At 51.1% G+C, this 22,319-nt stretch carries 19 protein-coding genes; 17 read left to right on the top strand and 2 right to left on the bottom strand.

Annotated features, from left to right (window positions below; all coding sequences use genetic code 11):
- Nucleotides 1–83 precede the first annotated feature (83 nt).
- Nucleotides 84–1,016 (bottom strand): DMT family transporter, encoded by a 933-nt coding sequence (locus tag V3C10_18060; GenBank protein ID WVP61193.1) that lies wholly within the window; start codon nt 1,014–1,016, stop codon nt 84–86.
- A 176-nt stretch (nt 1,017–1,192) separates the two neighbouring features.
- Between V3C10_18060 and V3C10_18055 the strand changes: the two genes are divergently transcribed.
- The 11 genes from V3C10_18055 to V3C10_18005 all read left to right on the top strand — a co-directional run bounded on the left by V3C10_18055 (nt 1,193) and on the right by V3C10_18005 (nt 12,334).
- Nucleotides 1,193–1,318, top strand: a complete 126-nt coding sequence (locus V3C10_18055; protein WVP61192.1) for a hypothetical protein — start codon at nt 1,193–1,195, stop codon at nt 1,316–1,318.
- Nucleotides 1,319–2,133: 815 nt separating this feature from the next.
- Nucleotides 2,134–2,577, top strand: coding sequence for a transcription antitermination factor NusB (gene nusB / locus V3C10_18050; protein ID WVP61191.1), 444 nt, complete (start codon nt 2,134–2,136; stop codon nt 2,575–2,577).
- A gap of 3 nt (nt 2,578–2,580) precedes the next feature.
- Complete coding sequence (gene xseA / locus V3C10_18045) at nt 2,581–3,780, top strand: exodeoxyribonuclease VII large subunit (GenBank protein WVP61190.1); 1,200 nt, start codon at nt 2,581–2,583, stop codon at nt 3,778–3,780.
- 16 nt (nt 3,781–3,796) lie between these two features.
- Nucleotides 3,797–4,039 carry an exodeoxyribonuclease VII small subunit gene (gene xseB, locus V3C10_18040; GenBank protein WVP61189.1) on the top strand — a complete coding sequence of 81 codons (243 nt, stop codon included), beginning with the start codon at nt 3,797–3,799 and terminating at the stop codon, nt 4,037–4,039.
- Nucleotides 4,039–4,920: a farnesyl diphosphate synthase gene (locus V3C10_18035; protein WVP64656.1), complete on the top strand. Its 882-nt coding sequence runs from the start codon at nt 4,039–4,041 to the stop codon at nt 4,918–4,920. Before xseB ends, V3C10_18035 begins: the two co-directional genes overlap by 1 nt.
- A gap of 135 nt (nt 4,921–5,055) precedes the next feature.
- A complete protein-coding gene (gene dxs, locus V3C10_18030) occupies nt 5,056–6,945 on the top strand; it encodes a 1-deoxy-D-xylulose-5-phosphate synthase (GenBank protein WVP61188.1) in 1,890 nt (629 codons plus the stop codon).
- Nucleotides 6,942–7,757, top strand: coding sequence for a TlyA family RNA methyltransferase (locus tag V3C10_18025; protein ID WVP61187.1), 816 nt, complete (start codon nt 6,942–6,944; stop codon nt 7,755–7,757). Before dxs ends, V3C10_18025 begins: the two co-directional genes overlap by 4 nt.
- A gap of 86 nt (nt 7,758–7,843) precedes the next feature.
- On the top strand, nt 7,844–8,695 hold the full coding sequence (locus tag V3C10_18020; GenBank protein WVP61186.1) for an NAD(+)/NADH kinase: 852 nt from the start codon (nt 7,844–7,846) through the stop codon (nt 8,693–8,695).
- An 82-nt stretch (nt 8,696–8,777) separates the two neighbouring features.
- Nucleotides 8,778–9,227 (top strand): arginine repressor, encoded by a 450-nt coding sequence (argR, locus tag V3C10_18015; GenBank protein ID WVP61185.1) that lies wholly within the window; start codon nt 8,778–8,780, stop codon nt 9,225–9,227.
- Between the two features lie 76 nt (nt 9,228–9,303).
- Nucleotides 9,304–10,965 carry a DNA repair protein RecN gene (recN, locus tag V3C10_18010; GenBank protein WVP61184.1) on the top strand — a complete coding sequence of 554 codons (1,662 nt, stop codon included), beginning with the start codon at nt 9,304–9,306 and terminating at the stop codon, nt 10,963–10,965.
- Between the two features lie 16 nt (nt 10,966–10,981).
- Nucleotides 10,982–12,334 (top strand): PLP-dependent aminotransferase family protein, encoded by a 1,353-nt coding sequence (locus V3C10_18005; protein ID WVP61183.1) that lies wholly within the window; start codon nt 10,982–10,984, stop codon nt 12,332–12,334.
- A 7-nt stretch (nt 12,335–12,341) separates the two neighbouring features.
- On the opposite strand, the gene V3C10_18000 is transcribed toward V3C10_18005, so the two are convergent.
- On the bottom strand, nt 12,342–13,766 hold the full coding sequence (locus tag V3C10_18000; protein WVP61182.1) for a spore germination protein: 1,425 nt from the start codon (nt 13,764–13,766) through the stop codon (nt 12,342–12,344).
- A 1,003-nt stretch (nt 13,767–14,769) separates the two neighbouring features.
- Between V3C10_18000 and V3C10_17995 the strand changes: the two genes are divergently transcribed.
- The 6 genes from V3C10_17995 (at nt 14,770) to V3C10_17970 (ending at nt 22,318) form a co-directional block, all read left to right on the top strand.
- Complete coding sequence (locus V3C10_17995; GenBank protein ID WVP64655.1) at nt 14,770–15,630, top strand: YitT family protein; 861 nt, start codon at nt 14,770–14,772, stop codon at nt 15,628–15,630.
- Between the two features lie 113 nt (nt 15,631–15,743).
- A complete protein-coding gene (locus V3C10_17990; protein WVP61181.1) occupies nt 15,744–16,499 on the top strand; it encodes a tRNA threonylcarbamoyladenosine dehydratase in 756 nt (251 codons plus the stop codon).
- Between the two features lie 115 nt (nt 16,500–16,614).
- A complete protein-coding gene (locus V3C10_17985) occupies nt 16,615–17,952 on the top strand; it encodes an MATE family efflux transporter (protein ID WVP64654.1) in 1,338 nt (445 codons plus the stop codon).
- A gap of 914 nt (nt 17,953–18,866) precedes the next feature.
- Nucleotides 18,867–20,786 carry an NAD(+) synthase gene (locus tag V3C10_17980; GenBank protein ID WVP61180.1) on the top strand — a complete coding sequence of 640 codons (1,920 nt, stop codon included), beginning with the start codon at nt 18,867–18,869 and terminating at the stop codon, nt 20,784–20,786.
- 65 nt (nt 20,787–20,851) lie between these two features.
- Nucleotides 20,852–21,652, top strand: a complete 801-nt coding sequence (locus V3C10_17975) for an RNA methyltransferase (GenBank protein WVP61179.1) — start codon at nt 20,852–20,854, stop codon at nt 21,650–21,652.
- 228 nt (nt 21,653–21,880) lie between these two features.
- Nucleotides 21,881–22,318, top strand: a complete 438-nt coding sequence (locus V3C10_17970; protein WVP61178.1) for an NfeD family protein — start codon at nt 21,881–21,883, stop codon at nt 22,316–22,318.
- The last annotated feature ends 1 nt before the right edge of the window (nt 22,319 follow it).

The following is a 22,319-nucleotide window of genomic DNA, read 5'->3' as shown; positions in this document are numbered from 1 at the left end:
TACAGGTTTTAGCGCCTGTGCATCCGGGCTTTTCGTTGCTTGTAAAATGCTGTTTCGTGCTGGCTAAACTCGGGAATTTCACTTTAAGAAACTCTCTCTTTCCCTCTTTTCTGCGTCAGCAGAAGAACCGTGGTAATAATAGCCGCCAGTCCCAGAAAATCCATGAAAGTAAAGGCGGTTCCGAGCCACAGCGCCGATATGACCGTTGCGGAGACTGGCTCTATACAGGCGAGCATGCTGGCTTTGACGGAACCGATATCGCTGACGCCCTGAAGGTACAGCGTGAACGAAAGCGCAGTTCCTATCAGTACGATAGCCGCCAGTCCGAGGATTGTGCCCAGATCAAAGGTCACACGCACGGTCCAGTACCGCGTGACGAAGAACAGGAAAATGCCTCCTATCAGCATGCCGTATCCGGTGACAATGGTGCTTCCCCACCGTCCGATGATCTTTTCCGGCAGCATGGTATAGCTCATCAGAGCCACCGCCGAAAGAAGCCCCCATGCAAGCCCCAGGTTTGAAATGACCAGGGAATGGATATTTCCGTGTGTTGCCAGAAGAAAGGTTCCGGCCACAGCCAGGATAATGGCAAAGACTTCCCTGCCGCTGGGCAGTTTCTTCGCGATAAAACAGGAAACAATCATAATCAGCACCGGTCCTAAATACTGAAGAACTGTGGCGGTTCCCGCATTGGAATGGGAGATGGCCGTCATATAACTGTACTGGCAGAACATCAGTCCGAAAATAGAAAAAATAAAAAGCTGCCTCCTGTCCTTTTTATCCTTCATAATCAGCACCATTTCCCTGCGCTGTCTCATAAAACCCAGCACCAGAAGGATGACTCCCGCGCACAGCATACGCGTAACCGTAACCCAGGCAGAGTCCAGATTTTTATAAGTAAAAAGATACTGCCCACAGGTGCCGGAAAACCCCCACATCGTACCGCCGGCCAGGGTAAAGAAAACCCCTCGTGCCGTCTTTGATTTATTGATATCATTCGTTGTCTCTGTTTTCACTTTCCTTACCTCTTCCTATTTCTGTCCAAACATAACCAGAATAACAATAAATTTGTGGAAATACAAGCAGAAAAAGAAAAAAATGGGAAAAAGAGGGTACACTGTTAAAAAGGGAATTTAATTGAGATGTGAGGACGCCTCTGTAAGACGGCGGACGAGGGAGTGGGAGGGTGGATATGAGTCTTCAGTCCCGGTTTATAGGGTTTGGTGAGGGGGAATCCAGGAGAAAAGATTCCTACGGGGACCCGCTCCCGCTTGTGGAGCGCACAGCGGATGCTAAGACGTCAAAGAACGCCGTCTAAGCACCGGCGGGCTCCAATGTCCCCTTCGGAATCTTTTCTCCTTCCTTCCCCCGGGCAGGTTGTCGATGGGACTGAAGACTCAGCGAAGGTGACTGCCCCGTCCGCCGGCTTCAGGGGCTGATTGTCTCTTTCGTCAAGTAAGGGGGGAGGGATTGTCGCGGCCACTATGTAGTCGTGAACTTTAAAACAGGAGGAGGCAGTCTCCTGGAATTCGAGGAAACGTAGTGGCAGCGACAGTACCTCCCCCCTTTGAAGGAATAAGAACAATTCAGCGGCCGCAGGCCGGGGTACGGGATGGCGAAAAAACTTCGCGTCTTCAGTCCCGGTCCATAACCTTCCCGTGGGGAATCCGGGAGAAAAAGATTCCGCAGGGAACCTGGGAGTTCATCGGCACTTACCGAGGTTTTTCACGAGGTTAGTGTCCGTTATGTACTCCAAAGAGCGCAAGCGTTTCCCGGAGGAACTTTTTCTGCCCGGATTCCCCACCCGCGACAGCCTACAGCCCGGGACTGAAGACTCACAATCCCCCTCACCATCCCGCCCCCCGACCTAACGGCGGCGTTCTCGTTCCCCAACTAAATTATTTCCTTCCCCTTGTGAAATTTCCTATCTTAAGTTATAATGGTAAATTAGAATATTATCCGATTTTTTACGGTAAAACCGTACACTGCCATCACAGGGACAGCGCCGGAAGAGTGAAAGCACACCGACCGGATTTTTCAAAGCCATCGGGAAAAGAGACGGATTTCACCCTCTTTTCACTGCCCGCGGTGACGGATACAAAGGATAAGTAGATAGAATCAGGAGGACATGATATGACCAGAAGAGAATTGCGGGAGCATTGTTTTAAACTGTTGTTCTGCGCTGACTTTTATCCGGCTGACGAGACAAAAGAGCAGGTGGAAGAGTATTTTACGGAGCCGATGGAGGAGGTTTCAGCCCCGGACGGCGAGAGTGAGATTCTTCACAGCCCGGCCCTGGATGTGTTTGACGGTGGATATGTGAAGAATAAGGTGGAGCGTATCATCGAGAAAATTCCTGATTTGGACAGCCAGATTAACGAGATTGCCAAGGGATGGACGACGAAGAGAATGGGCAAGGTGGAGCTGACGATTCTGCGCCTGGCGCTTTTTGAAATCCAGTTTGACGAGGACGTGCCCGAGAAGGTAGCGATCAATGAGGCGGTGGAACTGGCGAAGAAATTCGGCGGGGAAGATTCGCCGTCGTTTGTAAACGGTATTTTAGCAAAGCTGGTGTAGAGAATGGCAAGTGTTTATTCTGTATCGCAGGTCAATGCCTATATTAAGAATATGTTTGCCCAGGACTATGCCCTGAACCGGATTTCAGTTAAGGGAGAGGTGTCCAACTGCAAGTACCATTCGTCGGGACATATTTATTTCACGCTGAAGGACGGCCTCGGAGCAATTCAGGCGGTTATGTTTGCCGGGAAGAGGCGCGGGCTTAACTTCAAGATGGAGGAAGGCCAGCAGGTCGTTGTCAAGGGAAGCATTGAAGTGTACGAAAGAGATGGCCGCTATCAGCTTTATGCCGCTGAGATCACTCTGGATGGGGCGGGCGATTTGTTTAAGCGCTTTGAACGGCTCAGAAACGAGCTGGAGGAGATGGGCATGTTTGCGCCCGAATACAAGAGTCCCATTCCGAAGTATGCGATGAAGGTGGGCATTGTGACGGCCAGCACCGGAGCGGCTATCCGGGATATCATGAATATCGCGGCAAGGCGTAATCCCTATGTGCAGCTTATCCTCTGCCCGGCTCAGGTCCAGGGAGAGGGGGCGGCCGCCAGTATAGCTAGGGGAATCGAGCTCCTGGATGCGATGAAGCTGGACGTGCTGATCGTGGGACGCGGCGGCGGATCCATTGAAGATCTCTGGGCATTTAACGAAGAGATCGTGGCGCGGGCGATTTTTGCCTGCAAGACGCCGGTGATCTCTGCCGTGGGCCATGAGACGGATGTTACGATAGCGGACTATGTGGCGGATTTGAGAGCGCCCACTCCGTCGGCGGCGGCAGAGCTGGCCGTATTCGACTATTCACTCTTTGAAGGACAGCTCAGGGACGCGAAGCAGAAACTGTACCGCGCACTGTCGGGAAGAAAAGACATGGCGGCCTATAAGCTGGAGCAGTACCGTCTGCGTTTAAGGCTCTATAACCCGGAACGGCAGCTCAACGAGAAGCGCCAGAGACTGGCCGATGCCGGAGAGCGGATGGAGCGGCTGCTCATGCAGAAACTGACGGACAGAAAGCACAGGATGGCGCTCCTCGGCGGCCGTCTTCATGCTCTTTCCCCGCTTGAGAAGATCAGTAAAGGATTTGGTTTTCTGACCGATGAGAACGGAAAACGAGTTGAATCGGTGTCCTCGGTGAAAGCGGGCGAGCATCTTCTGATACGCGTTTTGGATGGAAAGATTGAAGCTGAAGTGCTGAAGACAGAGAAGAAATGAGATGTGGTGAAACAATATGGAGATAAACGAAAATAAGAAAGAGGCTGCAGCAAAAGAAGACCTTTCTATTGAAGAGATCTTTTCCGAGCTGGACGGGATTATCAGGAATCTGGAAGACGGAGAGGTTTCCCTGGAGGATTCTTTTAAATACTATGAGGCCGGCATGAAGCTGGTGCAGACCTGCAGCGGCAAGATAGACAAAGTGGAGAAACAGATTCTGGTGCTTAACGGCAACAATTCGGAGGATGTGAGACAGTGATGAACGAGCAGCTTTTACAATATACGGATGAAGTGGAGAAAGTGGTTTATTCCTATCTGCCAGCAGAGGAGGGACACCAGAAGACGATTTTTGAGGCGATGAACTACAGCGTCAGGGCCGGCGGAAAGCGTCTGCGTCCGCTTTTAATGAGGGAGGTTTACCGCCTTTTCGGCGGCCAGGGCAGTGAGATAGAGCCGTTTATGGCGGCAATTGAGATGATTCACACGTCGTCCCTGATCCATGACGATCTTCCCTGTATGGATAACGATGAGTACCGAAGAGGCAAGAAGACCACCTGGGTGGTTTACGGATATGATATGGCGGTCCTGGCGGGAGATGCCCTGCTGATTTATGCGATCGAGACGGCGGCCAAGGCATTTGCCATGACGCCGAACGCCGATCGGGTGGGCAAATGCATTAGGATTCTGGCGGAGAAGACGGGAATCTACGGCATGATCGGCGGCCAGACGGTGGACGTTGAACTGACGGACAAGCTGATCCCGAAGGATAAGCTGGACTTTATTTACCGCCTGAAGACGGGCGCTCTGTTAGAGGCGGCCATGGTCATCGGCGCGGTGATGGGCGGCGCATCAGATGAAGAATGTGAGACGGTGGAGCGGATGGCGGCAGCCATCGGCCTGGCGTTCCAGATTCAGGATGATATACTGGATGTCACCAGCAGCCAGGAGATACTCGGAAAACCTGTCTTAAGCGACGAGAAGAATAATAAGACAACCTATGTGAGCCTGGAGGGCATTGAGAAGGCCAGACACGATGTTGAAAAACTTTCGGAGACGGCAGTCGATATCCTCTATTCCCTTCCCGGAAGAAATGATTTTCTGGAAGATTTGATTAAAGTACTGGTGAGCAGAGAAAAATAAGCAGAACTGTTCTGAAGGTAATGAAATGTTATCAGAGGATGATAAACGGTTAATAAAGCAACAAACAATAAAGCAACTGTCCGCGGCAATGCCGTATCGCAGAGCTGTGAGCAGTTGCATAATAAGGAAGAAGCCATGATTTTAGATAAAATTAATGGACCCGATGATGTAAAAAAGCTTAATGAGACGGAATTAAGAGAACTGGCGGAGGAGATCCGCACATTTTTAATAGAGAAAATCAGCCATACGGGCGGCCATCTGGCCTCCAACCTGGGAGTTGTGGAACTTACCATCGCCCTGTATCTGGCTTTTGACCTTCCCAAGGACAAGATTATCTGGGATGTGGGGCATCAGTCCTATACCCATAAGATTTTGAGCGGCAGGAAGGACAACTTTGACGGCCTGCGTCAGTACGGAGGCTTGAGCGGCTTCCCTAAACGCAAGGAAAGCCCTTTTGACGCTTTTGACACGGGACACAGTTCCACCTCCATCTCCGCCGGGCTCGGTATGGCCCAGGGACGTGATGTGCTGGGGGAGGATTATTCGATTATTTCCGTGATAGGCGACGGCGCCCTGACCGGCGGAATGGCCTATGAGGCGTTAAATAACGCGGCCCGCCTGAAGAAGAACTTTATCATTGTACTGAACGACAACAAGATGTCCATCTCCGAGAATGTGGGGGGAATGTCCAGGTATTTAAGCAACCTGCGGGCAGACGAGGGCTATAACATGCTGAAAAAGAATGTGGCCGGCACGCTCTCCAAGGTTCCGATGATCGGCAATGATCTGGTGGACACGCTGCTGCGCACCAAGAACAGCATCAAGCAGTTTTTGGTACCGGGCATGTGGTTTGAAAATATGGGAATTACCTATCTGGGGCCGGTTGACGGCCATGATGTGAAGGGACTGGCGAAGATTTTCAGGGAGGCAAAGAAAATCAACCATGCCGTCCTGATCCATGTAATGACCAGAAAGGGAAAAGGTTATATCCCGGCTGAGAGAAATCCATCGGCTTTCCACGGCGTGGAACCGTTCGATATCGGGACGGGAAAACCAATTGGGAAAAAACTGTATCCGTCCTACACCGATGTATTTTCCAGGGAAATCTGCAAGATAGCCGAGACGAATGAGAAACTCGTCGCCGTCACCGCGGCCATGCCGGATGGGACGGGGCTGAAACGTTTTTCCAGGCTGTATCCGCAGCGCTTTTTCGACGTTGGGATTGCCGAGGAACATGCGGTGACCTCGGCCGCCGGAATGGCCGCGGCCGGGTTAAAGCCGGTGGTAGTGGTCTATTCTTCCTTCCTTCAGAGGGCCTATGACCAGATTGTCCATGACGTCTGTATCCAGAATCTGCCGGTGCTGTTCTGTGTCGATCGGGCGGGACTTGTGGGAAGCGACGGAGAGACGCACCAGGGGATTTTTGATCTGACTTATCTGTCTTCCATTCCCAATATGAGCGTTATGGCGCCGAAGAACCTCTGGGAGCTTCGTGAAATGCTTCACTTCGCAGTGGATTACGACGGCCCGATGGCCATCCGCTATCCGAGAGGCCAGGCGTACAGAGGACTCAAGGAATTCCTGGCCCCGGTGGAATATAAGAAGAGTGAAATCCTCTTTGAGGAGGACTCCATTGCCCTTCTGGCCGTGGGCAGCATGGTCAGCACGGCGGAGCATATACGGAACAAATTAAAAGAGATGGGACATTCCTGCACGCTGGTGAACGGCCGTTTTATCAAGCCGGCAGATACGGATGTGGTGGACCACCTGGCAAAAAACCACCGCTGTATCATCACACTGGAAGAAAATGTGCTGCGCGGCGGATACGGGGAGCGTATCACCGATTATGTGCAGAAACATTATCCTGCCATTAAGGTGGTCAATATCGCACTGCCGGACGCCTATGTGGAGCACGGCAATGTCTCCAAGTTGAGAAGCGATCTGGGAATCGACAGCGATTCCATACTGGAGAAACTGAAGAAAGAACTGAAGAGCGAATTTCCTGATTCGGAGGAAAACAGATGAAAGAACGTTTAGATGTACTTCTGGTGAAAAAAGGCCTGGCCGAGTCCAGGGAGAAGGCAAAGGCAATCATCATGTCCGGGATTGTCTATGTGGATGACCAGAAGGAAGACAAGGCGGGAACCTCCTTTGAGGAGACGGCCAAAATAGAGGTAAGGGGTTCCACGCTCAAATATGTGAGCCGCGGAGGCCTGAAGCTTGAAAAGGCCATGACCCACTTCGGAGCGACGCTGGAGGGCAAAGTCTGCATGGACGTGGGGGCGTCCACGGGTGGTTTTACCGACTGTATGCTGCAGAACGGGGCCGTCAAGGTGTATTCGGTGGATGTGGGCCATGGGCAGCTCGCCTGGAAACTGAGAAACGACCCGAGGGTCGTATGCATGGAAAAAACCAATATCCGATATGTGGTGCCGGAGGATATCGGTGATAAAATAGAGTTTGTATCCATAGACGTTTCTTTTATTTCCCTTACCAAGGTGCTGGGGCCGGTTAAAAATTTGATGGCGGAGGACGGGCAGATTGTCTGCCTGATTAAACCCCAGTTTGAGGCCGGCAGGGAGAAGGTGGGGAAGAAGGGCGTTGTCAGGGATAAAAAGACCCATCTTGAAGTAATTAACATGGTAATCAGTTTTGCTGTGGAGACGGGCTTTGAAGTGCTGAACCTGGAATTCTCCCCTATCAAGGGACCGGAAGGAAATATTGAGTACCTGCTTCACTTGAAGAATCACGCGGAGGGAGAGCGCTATGAAGATATGGCGGTGAATCCGGAGCAGGTTGTGGAGGAAGCCCACAAACAGCTCGATAAGCAGGCATAACGGCCTGTAAGGGCCTCAAAGAGACAGCCGGGAAGGCTGCGGGACATTCAAAAACATCGGATGGCATAATGCCGGGAGAACACAGGATGAGACATTTTTACCTGATTGTGAATAAGGAGAAGGAGAACGCGGAAAAGGGGGCGGAGGTAATCTCGGAGTATCTTAACAGCCATGGCTGTGAATGTCTCAGATGGGACAGTGAGAATCCGGGATCTTCGGAGTACCGCTATACCGACAGAAAGCAGGTTCCGCAGGAGACGGAGTGTGTGCTCGTGCTGGGCGGCGACGGTACGCTGATACAGGCGGCCAGGGATCTGGCCGGGCGGGATTTACCGCTGTTCGGCGTCAATATGGGCCATCTCGGTTATCTGACACAGATAAGCAGGGAGGAGGATATCGTCCCTGCGCTGAAAGAGCTGATGGCGGATCACTACCGGCTGGAAAAGAGGATGATGCTGGAGGGGCGGGTAGTTTCAGAAGGCGTCACGGTGGCGCAGGATATCGCCCTCAACGACATAATTCTGAGCAGGACGGGACTTTACACGCTGAAGTTTGATCTCTACGTCAACGGGGAACTGTTTAACCAGTATTCCGCCGATGGAATGATCGTGGCGACCCCGACCGGTTCTACGGCTTACAATCTGTCGGCCGGAGGCCCGATTGCGGCGCCGGAGTCCAGCATGATTATCATGACGCCCATCTGTCCCCATACCCTCAATTCCAGGAGCATTGTCATTTCCCCGGAGAGCCGGATTATGATGAAAGTGTCCGGCGGGGAGGAAGTGGAGCAGTTTTTAAGCTTCGATGGGGATACGGTCGTGGAGCTTCGGAAAGGGGACCGGATCGAGGTGGAGCGTTCGGAGATCACCACCACGCTGATCCAGCTGAAGCAGGTTTCTTTTCTTGAAAACATCAGGTGTAAGATGAGGCAGATATAGGATCGGCCGCAGGAAGTTTAAAATGCGGGCGCATCGGGCATAGATGCAGATATACGGAGACAGGAGAGCGGAGGATAGTATAATGAAATTGGAACGTCACAGCAAAATTGTAGAGTTAATTGGCAAGTATGAGATAGAGACCCAGGAAGAGCTGGCGGAGTACCTCAACAAAGAAGGATATAATGTGACTCAGGCCACCGTGTCCAGGGATATCAGGGAACTCAAGCTGTCCAAGATCCAGACGGAGAATGGCCGCCAGAAATACGCGGTATTTCATCCCCAGACAGCGTTTAACGATAAATACATCAGGATTCTCCATGACAGCTTCCTTTCCATGGATATGGCGCAGAACATACTTGTGATCAAGACGGTATCCGGCATGGCTATGGCCGTGGGCGCGGCTCTCGATTCCCTGCATTTCGGCGAAATTGTAGGCTGTATCGCGGGAGACGACACTGTTATGTGCGCCGTGAGGACCGTGGACGACACTATCATACTGATGGATAAGATCAAGAAGCTCATAGCAGGATAAGGATTATAGTTCGGCAAAGTTGTATTTTGTTGCAGTTTGGCCGCAGGCTGAACTGTAACGGATAAGGGGTGATGGGATGCTGTTTCATCTGCATGTTAAAAATCTGGCCCTCATCGATTCCGCCGAGGTGGAATTCGATGACGGGCTCAATATACTGACCGGCGAAACGGGAGCCGGCAAATCCGTAATTATAGGCTCGGTCAACGTAGCTCTGGGGGCAAAAGCGTCCAGGGATCTGATACGCCAGGGCTGCGACAGCGCCTATGTGGAACTGGTCTTTTCCGTGACCAATGAAAAAAAACGGAAGGAACTTGAGCGTCTGGACGTAATTCCGGACGACGACAGTCTTATAATCATTTCTAAGAAGATCATGCCGGCCAGAAGCATCAGCAAGATCAACGGCGAGACGGTGACCTCGGCCCGGCTGAGGGAGATAACCGGCCTGCTGATTGATATTCACGGACAGCATGAGCACCAGTCTCTGCTCTATCACGCCAGACATCTGGAAATTCTCGATGAATACGGAAAATCCCGGGCCGCCGGTTTAAAACAGAATATAGCGGAGAAATACCGTGAGTACATAGAGCTTAGGAAAAAGCTGGAATCCATGAACCTGGATCAGGAACAGAGGCTGCGGGAGATGGATTTCTGCCGTTTTGAGATCGACGAGATCGAGAATGCGGCGTTAAAGCCCGGGGAAGAGGAGGAGTGCCAGTCGGTGTACCGCCGTTTTGCCAACGCCAGGAAGATTACGGAGAGCCTTGCCATGGCCCATGAGGCGGTGAGCGCGGACGGCGTGTCAAAGGCGCTCAGGGCTGTGGAGGATGCCCTTCAGTACGATGAGGGAATCCGCAGTATCCGTGACCAGCTTTACGACGTGGATTCGCTGCTCAGTGACCTGACAAGGGAAATCTCCGCCCATATGGAGGAGATGACATTTGACGGTGAGGCGTTCAGTGAGGTGGAAGAACGCCTGGATCTGATACGGAACCTGGAAAACAAATACGGGAAAACCATAGAGGACGTGTTAAAGAGCCTGGAAGAGAAGAAGCAGCGTCTGGAAGAACTGGAACATTACGACCTGCTCCGCGTGCAGACGGAAAAGGCTCTGAAAGAGACGGAAAAGGAACTGGAGAAGATGTCGGCCGATCTGTCGAAGCTGAGACGGAAAATCGCCGCGGAGCTTACGGAGAAGATCGAGGACAGCTTAAAAGAGCTGAATTTCCTGGATGTGAAGTTTTCTATGGAATTCAGGAAGCTGGGCCATTATACTGCGGCCGGATACGATGAAGCGGAATTTATGATTTCCACCAACCCGGGCGAGCCGGTGAGGCCTCTCGGCATGGTCGCTTCCGGCGGTGAGCTTTCCCGTATCATGCTGGCCGTGAAGACGGTGCTGGCGGAAACGGATGATATCCCAACCCTGATTTTCGACGAGATCGACGCCGGCATCAGCGGACGGACGGCGCAGATGGTATCGGAGAAGCTGGGGGTCATCGCGAGGAGCCACCAGGTCATCTGCATCACCCACTTGCCGCAGATTGCCGCCATGGCGGACAGTCATTTTGAAATCAGAAAGGCAGTGGAAGAGGGAAGGACGACGACCACGATCCGGCCGCTGAACCGCGAACAGATGACAGAGGAACTGGCCAGGCTTCTCGGAGGCGCCGAGATCACCGAGGCCGTGCGGCAGAATGCGAGAGAGATGAAGGAACTGGCGGAGCGCAGGAAGAGCTGATAAAATAGGAGGAAACATGAAACTCGACTTAAACGATCCGGGCCAGAGCCGTTACCTGAGAGTTTATAATTATTATAGAGATTTAATCTGCTCCGGCAAAATGGAGCCGGGTTCCAAACTTCCCTCCATCCGGAAATGTTCGATGCAGCTTCAGCTTTCCAGGACCACGGTTGAGACGGCGTATATGCTGTTAGCCGCGGAAGGATATATCATATCACGGCCGCAGAGCGGATATTACGTAACCGAACTGCTCAACTCGGAGCGTGGGAAAGAGTGGGAAAGCAGTGGAGTAAAGAAGAAAGAGCCTGAGATACGGTATGATTTTGCATCCTCCAACGTGGATCGGGACAGTTTCCAGTTCGATCTGTGGCGGAGGTATATTAAGAGTTCTCTGAGGCAGGACGAGCGGCTTCTGTCGTACGGCGAGCCCCAGGGGGAACTGGAGCTGAGGGAAGCTATCTGCAGTTACCTGGGACGCCATCGCAATGTAATCTGCACGCCCGACCACATCGTGGTGGGAGCCGGTGTCCAGAGCCTGCTCCACATCCTCTGCCCCATGGTGAAGGAAAGAAAGACGGCCTATTTCTACAACCCGGGGTTCAGGCAGGGACGCACCATCTTCGAGGACTTTGAATTCAGGACCGAAGATATCAGAACCGCCGCGGAAAACGGCGGGGCCGAGCCGGGCAGCATCTGCTACCTCACGCCGTCCCAGATGACGGTCTGGGGCGAGGTGATGCATATCTCGGAACGGATGGAGCTGATAAAAGAGGCATTTGAGCGGGATATCCTGATCATCGAGGACGACTATAACAGCGAATTCAGGTACTACAACAGGCCCACCCCGTCCCTACAGGGGCTGTCGGGCGGCCGCAGCGTCGTGTATCTGGGTACGTTTTCGAAGCTGCTGCTTCCGTCCATCCGAATGAGCTTCATGGTGCTGCCGCCGGAGCTTTTAAAGCATTATAAGGAGCGGGGGCGTTATTACAACCAGACGGCATCCAAGGCGGAACAGATAGCGCTCTGCCAGTTTATCAGGGACGGGCATCTGGAAAGCCAGATCCGGAAAACCAGGAAATTGTATACGGCAAAGGCGAAAAAGCTCTGCGAAGATATCGGAAGGATATTCGGCAGCAGGGCAATCCCCCATTTGGGCGAGGCGGGATTTCTGGTTCTGGCGGAACTGCGCACGGAGCTTACATCGGAACAGATAGCGGAACAGGCTGCCCAGGCCGGAATCGCCGTCCGGGCCGTGGCGCCGGAGGCGGGGAAGGAAAAGGGACTTCCAAGGATTCTCCTGTCCTGCGCCGCGGTTGGCACGGAGCACTATGAGGAGGCGCTTACGGAGCTGTACAGGGTAATCACGTAACGTTTCATTATTTGGATGAGCTGCTTTTTTCTTCATGTGGCAGCCGGTTGCGGACCAGCCGCTTTTTAAGTTCGCTGAAGCTGAATGGAATAAGCGGGTAAATATAGCTTTTGCCTGCAATCGTCTTATTGAATACGAGGCAGAGTATACTGATTACGGTTCCGGCAATAAATCCCCACAGATTGAAGACGGCAGTCAGAATAAGGAGCATCACCCTCATGAATTTCAGGGCATAACCCAGTTCAAAGCTGGTCTGTGAATAGTTGGCTATGGTGACAAATGCCATATAAAGCATGGTCTCACTGTTGAACCATCCCGATTTAACCGAGTATTCTCCGAGGACAATACCGGCGATAACGCTCAGAGGAGTCGTCAGCATGCTGGGCGTGTTGACGGCGGCCAGGCGAAGGCCGTCAATGGCGAATTCCAGAATCAGAAGCTGAAATATCAGCGCCACATGCACATCGTCCGACACCCGGATAAAGGCGAGCCATTCGGGAATCCACGCCGGATTCTGCATCAAGAGGAGCCATAGAGGCGTTAAAAACAGCGTCAAAAGGAAAATCAGCATCCGGGACAGACGCAGATAAGTTCCCGTGATAGGCGGGAAATAGTAATCGTCGGCCTCCTCGATAATATCAAAGATGGAGGAGGGCAGTATCATCGCGGACGGGGAGTTGTCCACCAGGATAATGATATTGCCTTCCAGGATGGAAGCCGCCGCTGTGTCGGGCCGCTCGGAGAAACGGAATTTCGGAAACGGATTGTACCATTTATGAGGGTAAATACATTCGGCCAGACTCTCCTGGTTCATTGTGAGGGCATCGACGTGAAGACGTGAGATGCGTCCCTTGATTGTAGAAAGCAGGTTATCGTCCACCCGGCCGTCCATATAGCAGATGGCAATGTCGGTGTGGGAACTTTCACCGGCATTCATAATCTCCACTCGCATTTTCGGATCCCGGATCCTGCGTCGGATCAATGCCGTATTAAATACGAGCGTCTCGACAAAGCCGTCCCGGGAACCACGGAGCACCTTGTCCTTTTCAGGCTCGCTGACGCCCCTGGAAGGATAAGTGCGGCAGTCGATGGTAAATGCCTTTTCGTAACCGTCGATCAGCATGCAGGGAACGCCGGAGAGTAGCTGGGTGATCAGGATATCTTCATCCGTCTCCAGTCCAATCTCACCGTAAGGCAGGTACAGCTTGGAAAATTCGTGGGCGTTGTCCGGCATGGCCTCCGGCTTGATACTGCCGAAAGACTGCAGGATACGCAGAAGGGTGTCGTCCTTGGTAAAGCCGTCTATAAAATAAATACAGGCATTCCGGCCTCCCACGCGGATGACACGGTATACCACGTCGAAGTTAATATCCGGACGCAGCAGCTTTTCAAAGCGCTGCATATTCGTTTCCAGTTTATCTGAGATTTTCATTAAAATAGCTCCTCTCATCCTGAATAATACAAATGAATTTTTTGAATAATGGAAAGTATGTGTAAATTTCTGAAAAATATGAGTGAATATTTCGGAAAAAAGCAAATATAATATAAAATGTCCGTCCGAAGGAAAACTGTTTTTTGACTTATTGCAAAACACTGACCCCTGGGAGGGAAAAAGAATTGTGCAATTTGACAGGATTTTATTGACAAAAGCAGCACAAAATGTTATATTTACATAAGCAACAAACTATTTGATGTAACGGTTAGTGAACGTGACCGGAGGAACTGCCTTCTGTGGGGGAAAGGCGGTTCCTTTTTTTTAGTTATTAGGAGAGCGGCTCTGTTAAAGAGAATCTTCTCCAACATTTGACAAATATATGCGCAGCCATTAGAATTGGAAATAACGGTATGCATTTCCTTTTTTGGAAATCCAGAGCCTTTTTTCTGATCGTTCTCCTATATTACTTCCGGTTTTATTGTGGGAGACGTAAAAGAGTTCGTGATTTATGATTTCAGATTGAATTTTTAATAGATGTTGTCGGGCATAATATGCATATTACTTAAACTATCCGCAGCAGGCAGGGCATAACAGCACACGGTGATGTGCGTTTGCCCTTTTTCAAATATCATGACAGGATATACTGCCGGACCGTCAGGTCCCGGTAATTTCCCTAAGGAGGTAAACTATGAGTTCCGGAAACACGGATAAGAACAGACAGGAAGTTCCAGATGATAATTTAAATAAAAAAGGTGACGGCGCGGCGCCGTCTGAAAAGAAGAAAGCGCAGGGAGAAGCTGTGAGGAAGGAGGGAGCGGAGGATACGCGGCCTGAGGATAAAGAGACCGGGCAGGAGAACACCTCGAATCAGGAGGCCGGAACTGAGAAAACCACGGCAGAAGGTTCCGGGCAGGAACAAATCCAGCCGGATGACGCCCTGCAGGCCGAGCCGGGAGAGATTGCAAAGCGGGCGCAGGAAATTAAGGATAAGGCCGTACAAATGCAGAAGAGAAAAGCCGTCAGAAATCTGATAACATTTTTGGCCGTCCTTATCTCGGCAATTCTGCAGGCTTTTGTCATACAGGCATTTATCAGACCTGCGGAGCTGCTGTCGGGAGGTTTTACCGGAATTGCCATCCTGATCGATATGCTGACTTCTACATTTGGAAGAAGTTTCCCCACGTCGTTAGGCATGCTGGCCATCAATATTCCGGTGGCTTTTATCTGCAGCCGCAGCATCAGCGTGAGATTTACGGCATTTTCCCTGTTCCAGGTATTTTTAACAAGTGGATTCCTGCAGTTTCTGCACTTTGAGCCGCTGTTTGACGATCCCGTGCTGAACGTGATTTTCGGAGGATTCCTGATGGGGATTTCCATCGTCATTGCGCTGAAGGGTAATGCATCCTCGGGAGGAACCGACTTTATCGCCCTCTATGTCTCCAATAAGACAGGGCGTTCCATCTGGGGGCAGGTTTTTATCGGGAACTGTGTGCTCTACTGCATATTCGGCATGCTGTTTGGCTGGATGAATGCGGCTTACTCCATTCTGTTCCAGTTTATTTCCACAAAGACAATTTCGACGTTCCATCACAGATACGACCGGGTGACTCTGCAGATTACGACGGAGAAGGCGGACGAAATGATGGATGCCTATATCAAAGTCTGCCAGCACGGAATTTCCTGCGTGGAGGCCGTGGGCGGATACAGCAGAAAGAAAATGTATGTGCTTCATACGGTTATCTCCTCTTATGAGGTGGACGACATTATCAGGCTGATGAGGGAAGTGGATCCCCATGTAATTATCAATGTGTTCAAAACGGAGCAGTTTTACGGTAAGTTTTATCACGCCCCGATGGAATAAACACGGCGGCCCGGTGAAGCTTACCGGCGCCATACATCCCGGCCGCCGTCCGGCTGCGTTGAGACAGATATTTAGAATGAGGCAGATATTTAAAAAATTAAGAGGTTTATGGTATGGATGGAAATGAGAGACGTGAATTTATAAGAACCGAACTGATTCTTGGAAACGTCGGGATGAGCAGTCTTAAAAACGCCGCCGTGATGGTTTTCGGCATTGGAGGAGTGGGTTCCCACTGTGCGGAGGCGCTGGCCAGAAGCGGGGTGGGACGGCTGATCCTGATAGATAACGACGATGTCACGGAGAGTAATATCAACCGGCAGTGCGTGGCGTACCACAGCACGGTGGGAATGAAAAAAACAAAGGTGATGGAGAAGATAATAGGGGAGATCTGCCCCTCCACCGAGGTGATGACCTTTGAAACTTTTGTCCTGACGGATAATATTAAAGAAATTTTCCGAAAAGCGGGAAAGGTTGACTATATTGTGGATGCCATTGATACCGTGACCGCGAAGCTGTCGCTGGCGGAATATGCAAAGGAAGAGGGGATCCCAATTATTTCATCTATGGGAACGGGCAACAAGCTGCATCCGGAAATGTTCCGGATTGCCGATATTTCCGAGACCTCGGTCTGCCCTCTCAGCAGGGTGATGAGAAAAGAACTGAAGGACAGGGGAATTACTAACCTCAAGGTACTGTTTTCCACGGAGAAGCCGGTGAAACCGGATGAAGAGCTGGAAGAGCGGCTTATCAGGGAAGAGATACCGGAGAACAGTTCCCGCCGTTTTGTGCCGGGCAGCATTGCCTTTGTGCCTCCTGTTGCAGGCCTTCTGATTGCAGGAGAGGTGGTCCGGGAGCTGGCAGGGGTATGAACAGAAACGAAATTTAAGCGGCAATTATGAATATACTGAATAGTTGCCAGAGCAATTATTATGGGAGGGAAAAAAAGTGGATACGAAGCAGGGGAAAAAGAGTGGCAGCATTCTGATGACAGAGGGCGTTATCTGGAAACAGCTTGTACTCTTTTCAATTCCGTTGTTAATTGGCAATCTGTTCCAGCAGCTTTACAATACGGTGGATTCCATCGTTGTGGGGCAGTTTATCGGCCGGGAGGCGTTGGCGGCAGTCGGTTCCAGCACACCGATTATCACGCTGATTATCGGTATGTTTATGGGAATCGCGGTCGGGGCAGGCGTTATTATTTCCCAGTATTACGGGGCGCGCAGTGAAGAGAAAATGGGATGGGCGGTCCATACGTCCATTGCCCTGAGTATTATCGGCGGCCTGCTGCTCAGCGTTGCGGGAATTGCCTGCTCACCGCTGATTCTGGGGTGGATGAGAACGCCCGAGGAGGTCTTTGGCCCTTCCGTCCTCTATTTCCGGATTTATTTTCTGGGTTCCCTTTTTAACCTTTTATACAACATGGGGGCCGGTATCCTGCAGGCTGTGGGAGATTCCAGGCGTCCTCTTTATTATCTGTGCATTTCTTCCGTGGTCAACATTGTCCTTGATATTCTTTTTGTTGCCGGTTTCCACATGGGCGTGGACGGCGTGGCCTGGGCGACGATTATTTCCCAGCTTGTTTCGGCAATTCTTGTCATGTCCGCCCTGATGAGAACAAAAGATATTTACCGACTGGAAATTAAAAAAATCAGAGTCGACAAACGGATGATGAAACGGATTCTTAAAATCGGAATTCCAAGCGGAATCCAGCAGTCGATTATTTCACTTTCAAATGTTGTAGTCCAGGCTAATGTCAATGTCTTCGGAGCCGCGGTCATGGCCGGATTCGGAGCCTACAATAAGGTAGACGGATTCGTGGTACTGCCGATGCAGAGCTTCTGTATGGCAGCCACGACATTTACAGGCCAGAATATCGGCGCAAGGAAACCGGAACGCATCCGGGAGGGAATCAAACAGGGCATCATCATCTGCGCGGCCGTGTCCGCCCTGCTTTCGGTGCTTCTGTTCTTCGAATCGGAACGCATCCTGTCCATATTCTCATCCGATCCCGGCGTCATCCAGTACGGAATGGTAACCATGCGGATCCTGGTAGGATTCTATGTGGTACTGGCCGTCCACCAGATTCTGATGGGCGTAATGCGCGGTGCGGGAAAATCCATGGAAACAATGCTGATTTCCGTTGGAAATATGTGCGTCCTGAGAATGATTTACATAAAGCTGGTAATCCCGGTCCTGCCGAGCTATGAGGCCGTACTCTGGTGCTATCCGCTGACCTGGGTGACAACGATCCTGATGGATATTATGTATATGAAATGGGGAAAATGGATGCTGCCGGGGGAAAATAAGGGGGAAGTTAGTTGAGGGGCGAGGACGCTTCTGGAAGATGAAGGCCGGGGGAGTGGAAGGTTGTTTATGAGTCTTCAGTCCCGGCTGGATGGGAGTCGTGGGGGGAATCCGGGAGAAAAAATTCCTACGGGGACCCGCTCCCGCTTGTGGAATGCACAGCGGATGCTAGCTTCGTGAGAAACCTCAGCAAGCACCGGCGGATTCCAATGTCCCCTTCGGAAAGTTTTCTCCCTCCTTCCCCAGGGAGGTTATCGGCGGGCCTGAAGACCGGGAAGGCAGCCGCCCCGGCCGTCATCGTCAGAGGCTGATTGTCTCTTTCATCAAGTGAGGGAAAGTAGTGGCTGCGACAATAGCGTCCCCCTTTGAAGTGTCGGAACAAATCAGCGCCGCAGGCTATTTTACGGAATAGCGACACCCTTCGCGTCTTCAGTCCCGGCAATATGGGGAGAAATGGAAAGAGTATGTTACTGTGAACAGGTTGTATTCCGCGAGGTGTTTTTTGTGAGTGCAGCGTAGCGTAAGTCACAGAAAACCCGAGGGCTGCGGCGCGAAACGGTGGTTTTTACCGTTTCTGTGCATCGCGAAGCGTATTGCTGGGCACGGAGTGAACAGTAACCAAAAAGATTCCGGAGGGAACCTGGGAGTTCATCGGCACTTACCGAGGTTTTTCACGAGGTTAGTGTCCGCTATGTACTCCAAAGAGCGCAAGCGTTTCCCGCAGGAACTTTTTCTGCCCGGATTCCCCACCCGCGACAACCTTCCGCCCGGGACTGAAGACTCACCCCCACCCCATTAAAATAATCCCCCAGCGAAATGTCCGAATCTCAAAAGAAATTTGACATTTACTGCCAATTTATTTAGAATAAAGAATGTTTATGCTTCAAATAATATAGAAAAATTGATCGGAACCTGCAAAGGAGATAAGCGATATGAAAGACGGATTTATCCGTGTTGCGGCGTCAACACCGGAAGTGAAGGTAGCGGATGTAGAATTTAACAGAGAGCAGATTTGTGCCAGGATTGAAGAGGGCAGAGAGCGGGGAGCCAAGATTATGGTGTTTCCTGAGCTGGTGCTGACCGGTTATACCTGCGGGGAGTTGTTTAACCAGAAACCGCTGCTCTCAAAGGCGAAGGCAGAGCTTGAAAAGCTGGTGGATTTTACGGCAGGAAGCGATATGCTCGTTTTTGTAGGCGTTCCCTGGGAATATAATAATAAGCTTTATAATACGGCGGCTGCCATCCAGGATGGAGAGCTCTTAGGCTTTGTCACGAAGATGTCTCTGCCGAATTATTCGGAATTTTATGAGATGCGCTATTTTAACCCGGGATTTGTAAAGCCGGTAGCGGTTCCCTGGAAAGACGGCTATGTCGTCATGGGAAGCAGGATCTTATTTAACTGTACGAATGTGGAAAATCTGGTGATTGGAGCCGAGATTTGTGAGGATGTCTGGGTTTTGAATCCGCCGAGCATTGCCCATGCGGCTGCAGGAGCCACGGTGATTGTCAACTGCTCCGCCAGCGATGAGACGACGGGGAAGAGTGATTACAGGAGAAGCCTCATTTCAGGCCAGTCGGCAAGGCTCCTCTGCGGCTATGTATATGCTAACGCGGGCGAGGGTGAATCCACCCAGGATCTCGTTTTCGGAGGACAGAATATTATTGCGGAAAACGGCACAATGCTGGCCGAATCACGCCGTTTTGAGAATGAAACGATTTACGCCGACCTCGATCTGGAACGCCTGGAGTGCGAACGCCGCAGGATGACGACTTATCAGACGGAGGGGCGTGAGAATTACGTTTTTATTGACTTTAATTTACAGGAAGACGATCGTGAAACGGAGCGCGAGATTGATCCGTCGCCATTTGTGCCTCATGGTGAGGAAAGCAGGAACAAACGGTGTGAGGAAATTCTCTCCATCCAGGCAATGGGGCTGAAAAAACGTCTGAAACATACTAACTGTAAGTGCGCCGTAATTGGCATCTCCGGCGGTCTGGATTCCACGCTTGCACTGCTTGTCACGGCCAGGGCCTTTGATCTGCTGGGTCTTCCGAGGGAAAATATCATCTCGGTCACGATGCCGTGCTTTGGCACGACGGACAGAACCTACAATAATGCCTGCTGCCTGACGAAAAAACTGGGCGCTACGCTGCTGGAAGTGGATATTAAGGAAGCCGTGACCACTCATTTCAGAGATATCGGCCATGACGGTTCGGTGCACGATGTGACCTATGAAAATTCCCAGGCCAGGGAACGCACCCAGGTGCTGATGGATCTGGCAAACCAGTATAACGGCATGGTAATCGGAACCGGTGATATGTCGGAGCTGGCTCTCGGCTGGGCAACCTACAATGGTGACCACATGTCCATGTACGGTGTGAACAGTTCCGTTCCCAAAACGCTGGTTCGTCATCTGGTGCGCTATTATGCTGATACCTGCGGGGAAAAGGAGCTTGGGGACGTGTTGCTGGATGTGCTTGACACCCCGGTCAGCCCGGAACTTCTGCCTCCCCAGAAGGACGGGGAGATAGCCCAGAAGACGGAAGATCTGGTGGGGCCGTACGAGCTTCATGATTTCTATCTGTACTATATTCTGCGTTACGGATATCATCCCGGAAAAATTTACCGTCTGGCTCTTAAGGCGTTTGACGGGACATATGATAAAGAAACGATTTTAAAATGGCTGAAGGTATTTTACCGCAGATTCTTTAACCAGCAGTTTAAACGCTCCTGCCTCCCGGACGGCCCGAAGGTGGGTTCCGCCGCAGTTTCACCGAGAGGTGATCTGAGGATGCCGAGTGATGCCAGCAGCAGGCTCTGGCTGGATGAACTGGAGCAGATTGAGGCATAATAGGATAATAAAACAGAGTCCGGCCTGTTTTAAAGCTGTGAATCCTGATGCCACGGAGGATACAAATGATTACAAGTACGGGAAATAACCACGTAAGGGCGGTGTCTTCGCTTGTTAAAAAGGCGAAGGCCCGGAGGGAACAGGGGCTGTTTATCGTGGAGGGAGCAAAGATGTTTTCCGAGCTTCCAAAGGAAAAGTTAAAGGAAACCTATGTGTCGGAGAGCTTTCTGCGCCAGCACGGTGAGAAGGCGGCTGCGCTTTTAAGAGGAATCCATTATGAGGAGGTATCCGACGATGTGATGAAATACATGTCGGATACGCAGACTCCCCAGGGGATTCTGGCCGTTGCGGAGCAGTTTTACCATACCCTTGAAGAAGTCCTGGAAAGGGGCGGAGAGGAGAGGGGAAATGCGGCCCATCTGATGATTCTTGAGACGATCCAGGATCCGGGCAATCTGGGCACAATCCTGAGGGCCGGGGAAGGCGCCGGCATCACCGGAGTCGTGATGAACAGCGCGACGGCCGATATCTACAATCCAAAAGTGATACGCTCCACGATGGGATCCATTTACCGGGTACCGTTTGTCTATGTGGACGATTTGGAAAAGGCCCTCGTGTTGATTAAATCAAAGGGAATCCGTCTCTATGCCGCCCATTTGAAGGGAACCGGCAATTACGAGGATGAGGATTACCGCAAAGACACGGGCTTTCTGATTGGAAATGAGGCCAATGGCCTCACGGAAGAGACGGCGGCAATGGCGGACTGCTATGTTAAGATACCCATGGCGGGAAAGGTGGAATCCCTAAATGCGGCAGTTGCAGCTTCTGTTCTCATGTTCGAGGCCGCCAGGCAGAGAAGAAATTAAAAATTTAATAAAAAATTTGTTTATAGTTTAGAAATGAGTAATAAAAATGTAAGTTTAGAATATTCAGCCATATATTGATAAATGTCTGAAAAAATAATATAATAGTATCAAGGAGTATTTCTGTTACCGTTCACACAGGCAGTATTCCGCGAGGTGTTTTTACAGGCACAACCGTTTTCAGGCAAAGGTGTGGACAATAACGTATTTCCTTTGAAAGGAGAGATAAGTATGGCATGGATAATCTGGCTGGCGGCATTTGTGGTTCTGATAGGAATCGAGGCCGCAACGATGGCGCTTACGACTATCTGGTTTGCCGGAGGAGCAATAGTCGCTTTTTTACTGGCGCTGCTCGGAGCGGGACAAAGCATTCAGTTTGCAGCGTTTTTCATTGTTTCCTGTGCATTGCTTTTTTTTACCAGGCCTTTTGCACTGAAGTTTGTCAACAAGAAGACGGTTAAGACGAATGTGGAGAGCCTTATCGGGAAGAAAGCCAGAATTACGGCGGATGTGGACAATGATCTGGCCACCGGAGCCGCAGTCATTTCGGGTCAGGAATGGACGGCGCGTTCAACCGACGGCAGGCCGATTAAAGAAGGGACTATGGTAAAGATAGACGCGGTCAACGGAGTGAAACTGATCGTGAGCAGAATCGAGGAGGAGAAATAGA

The organism is [Clostridium] symbiosum (assembly GCA_036419695.1).
GTDB classification, from domain to species: Bacteria; Bacillota; Clostridia; order Lachnospirales; family Lachnospiraceae; genus Otoolea; species Otoolea symbiosa_A.
The sequence above is the reverse complement of the archived record's forward strand: the minus strand, read 5'-3'. Positions and strand labels throughout refer to the sequence as shown.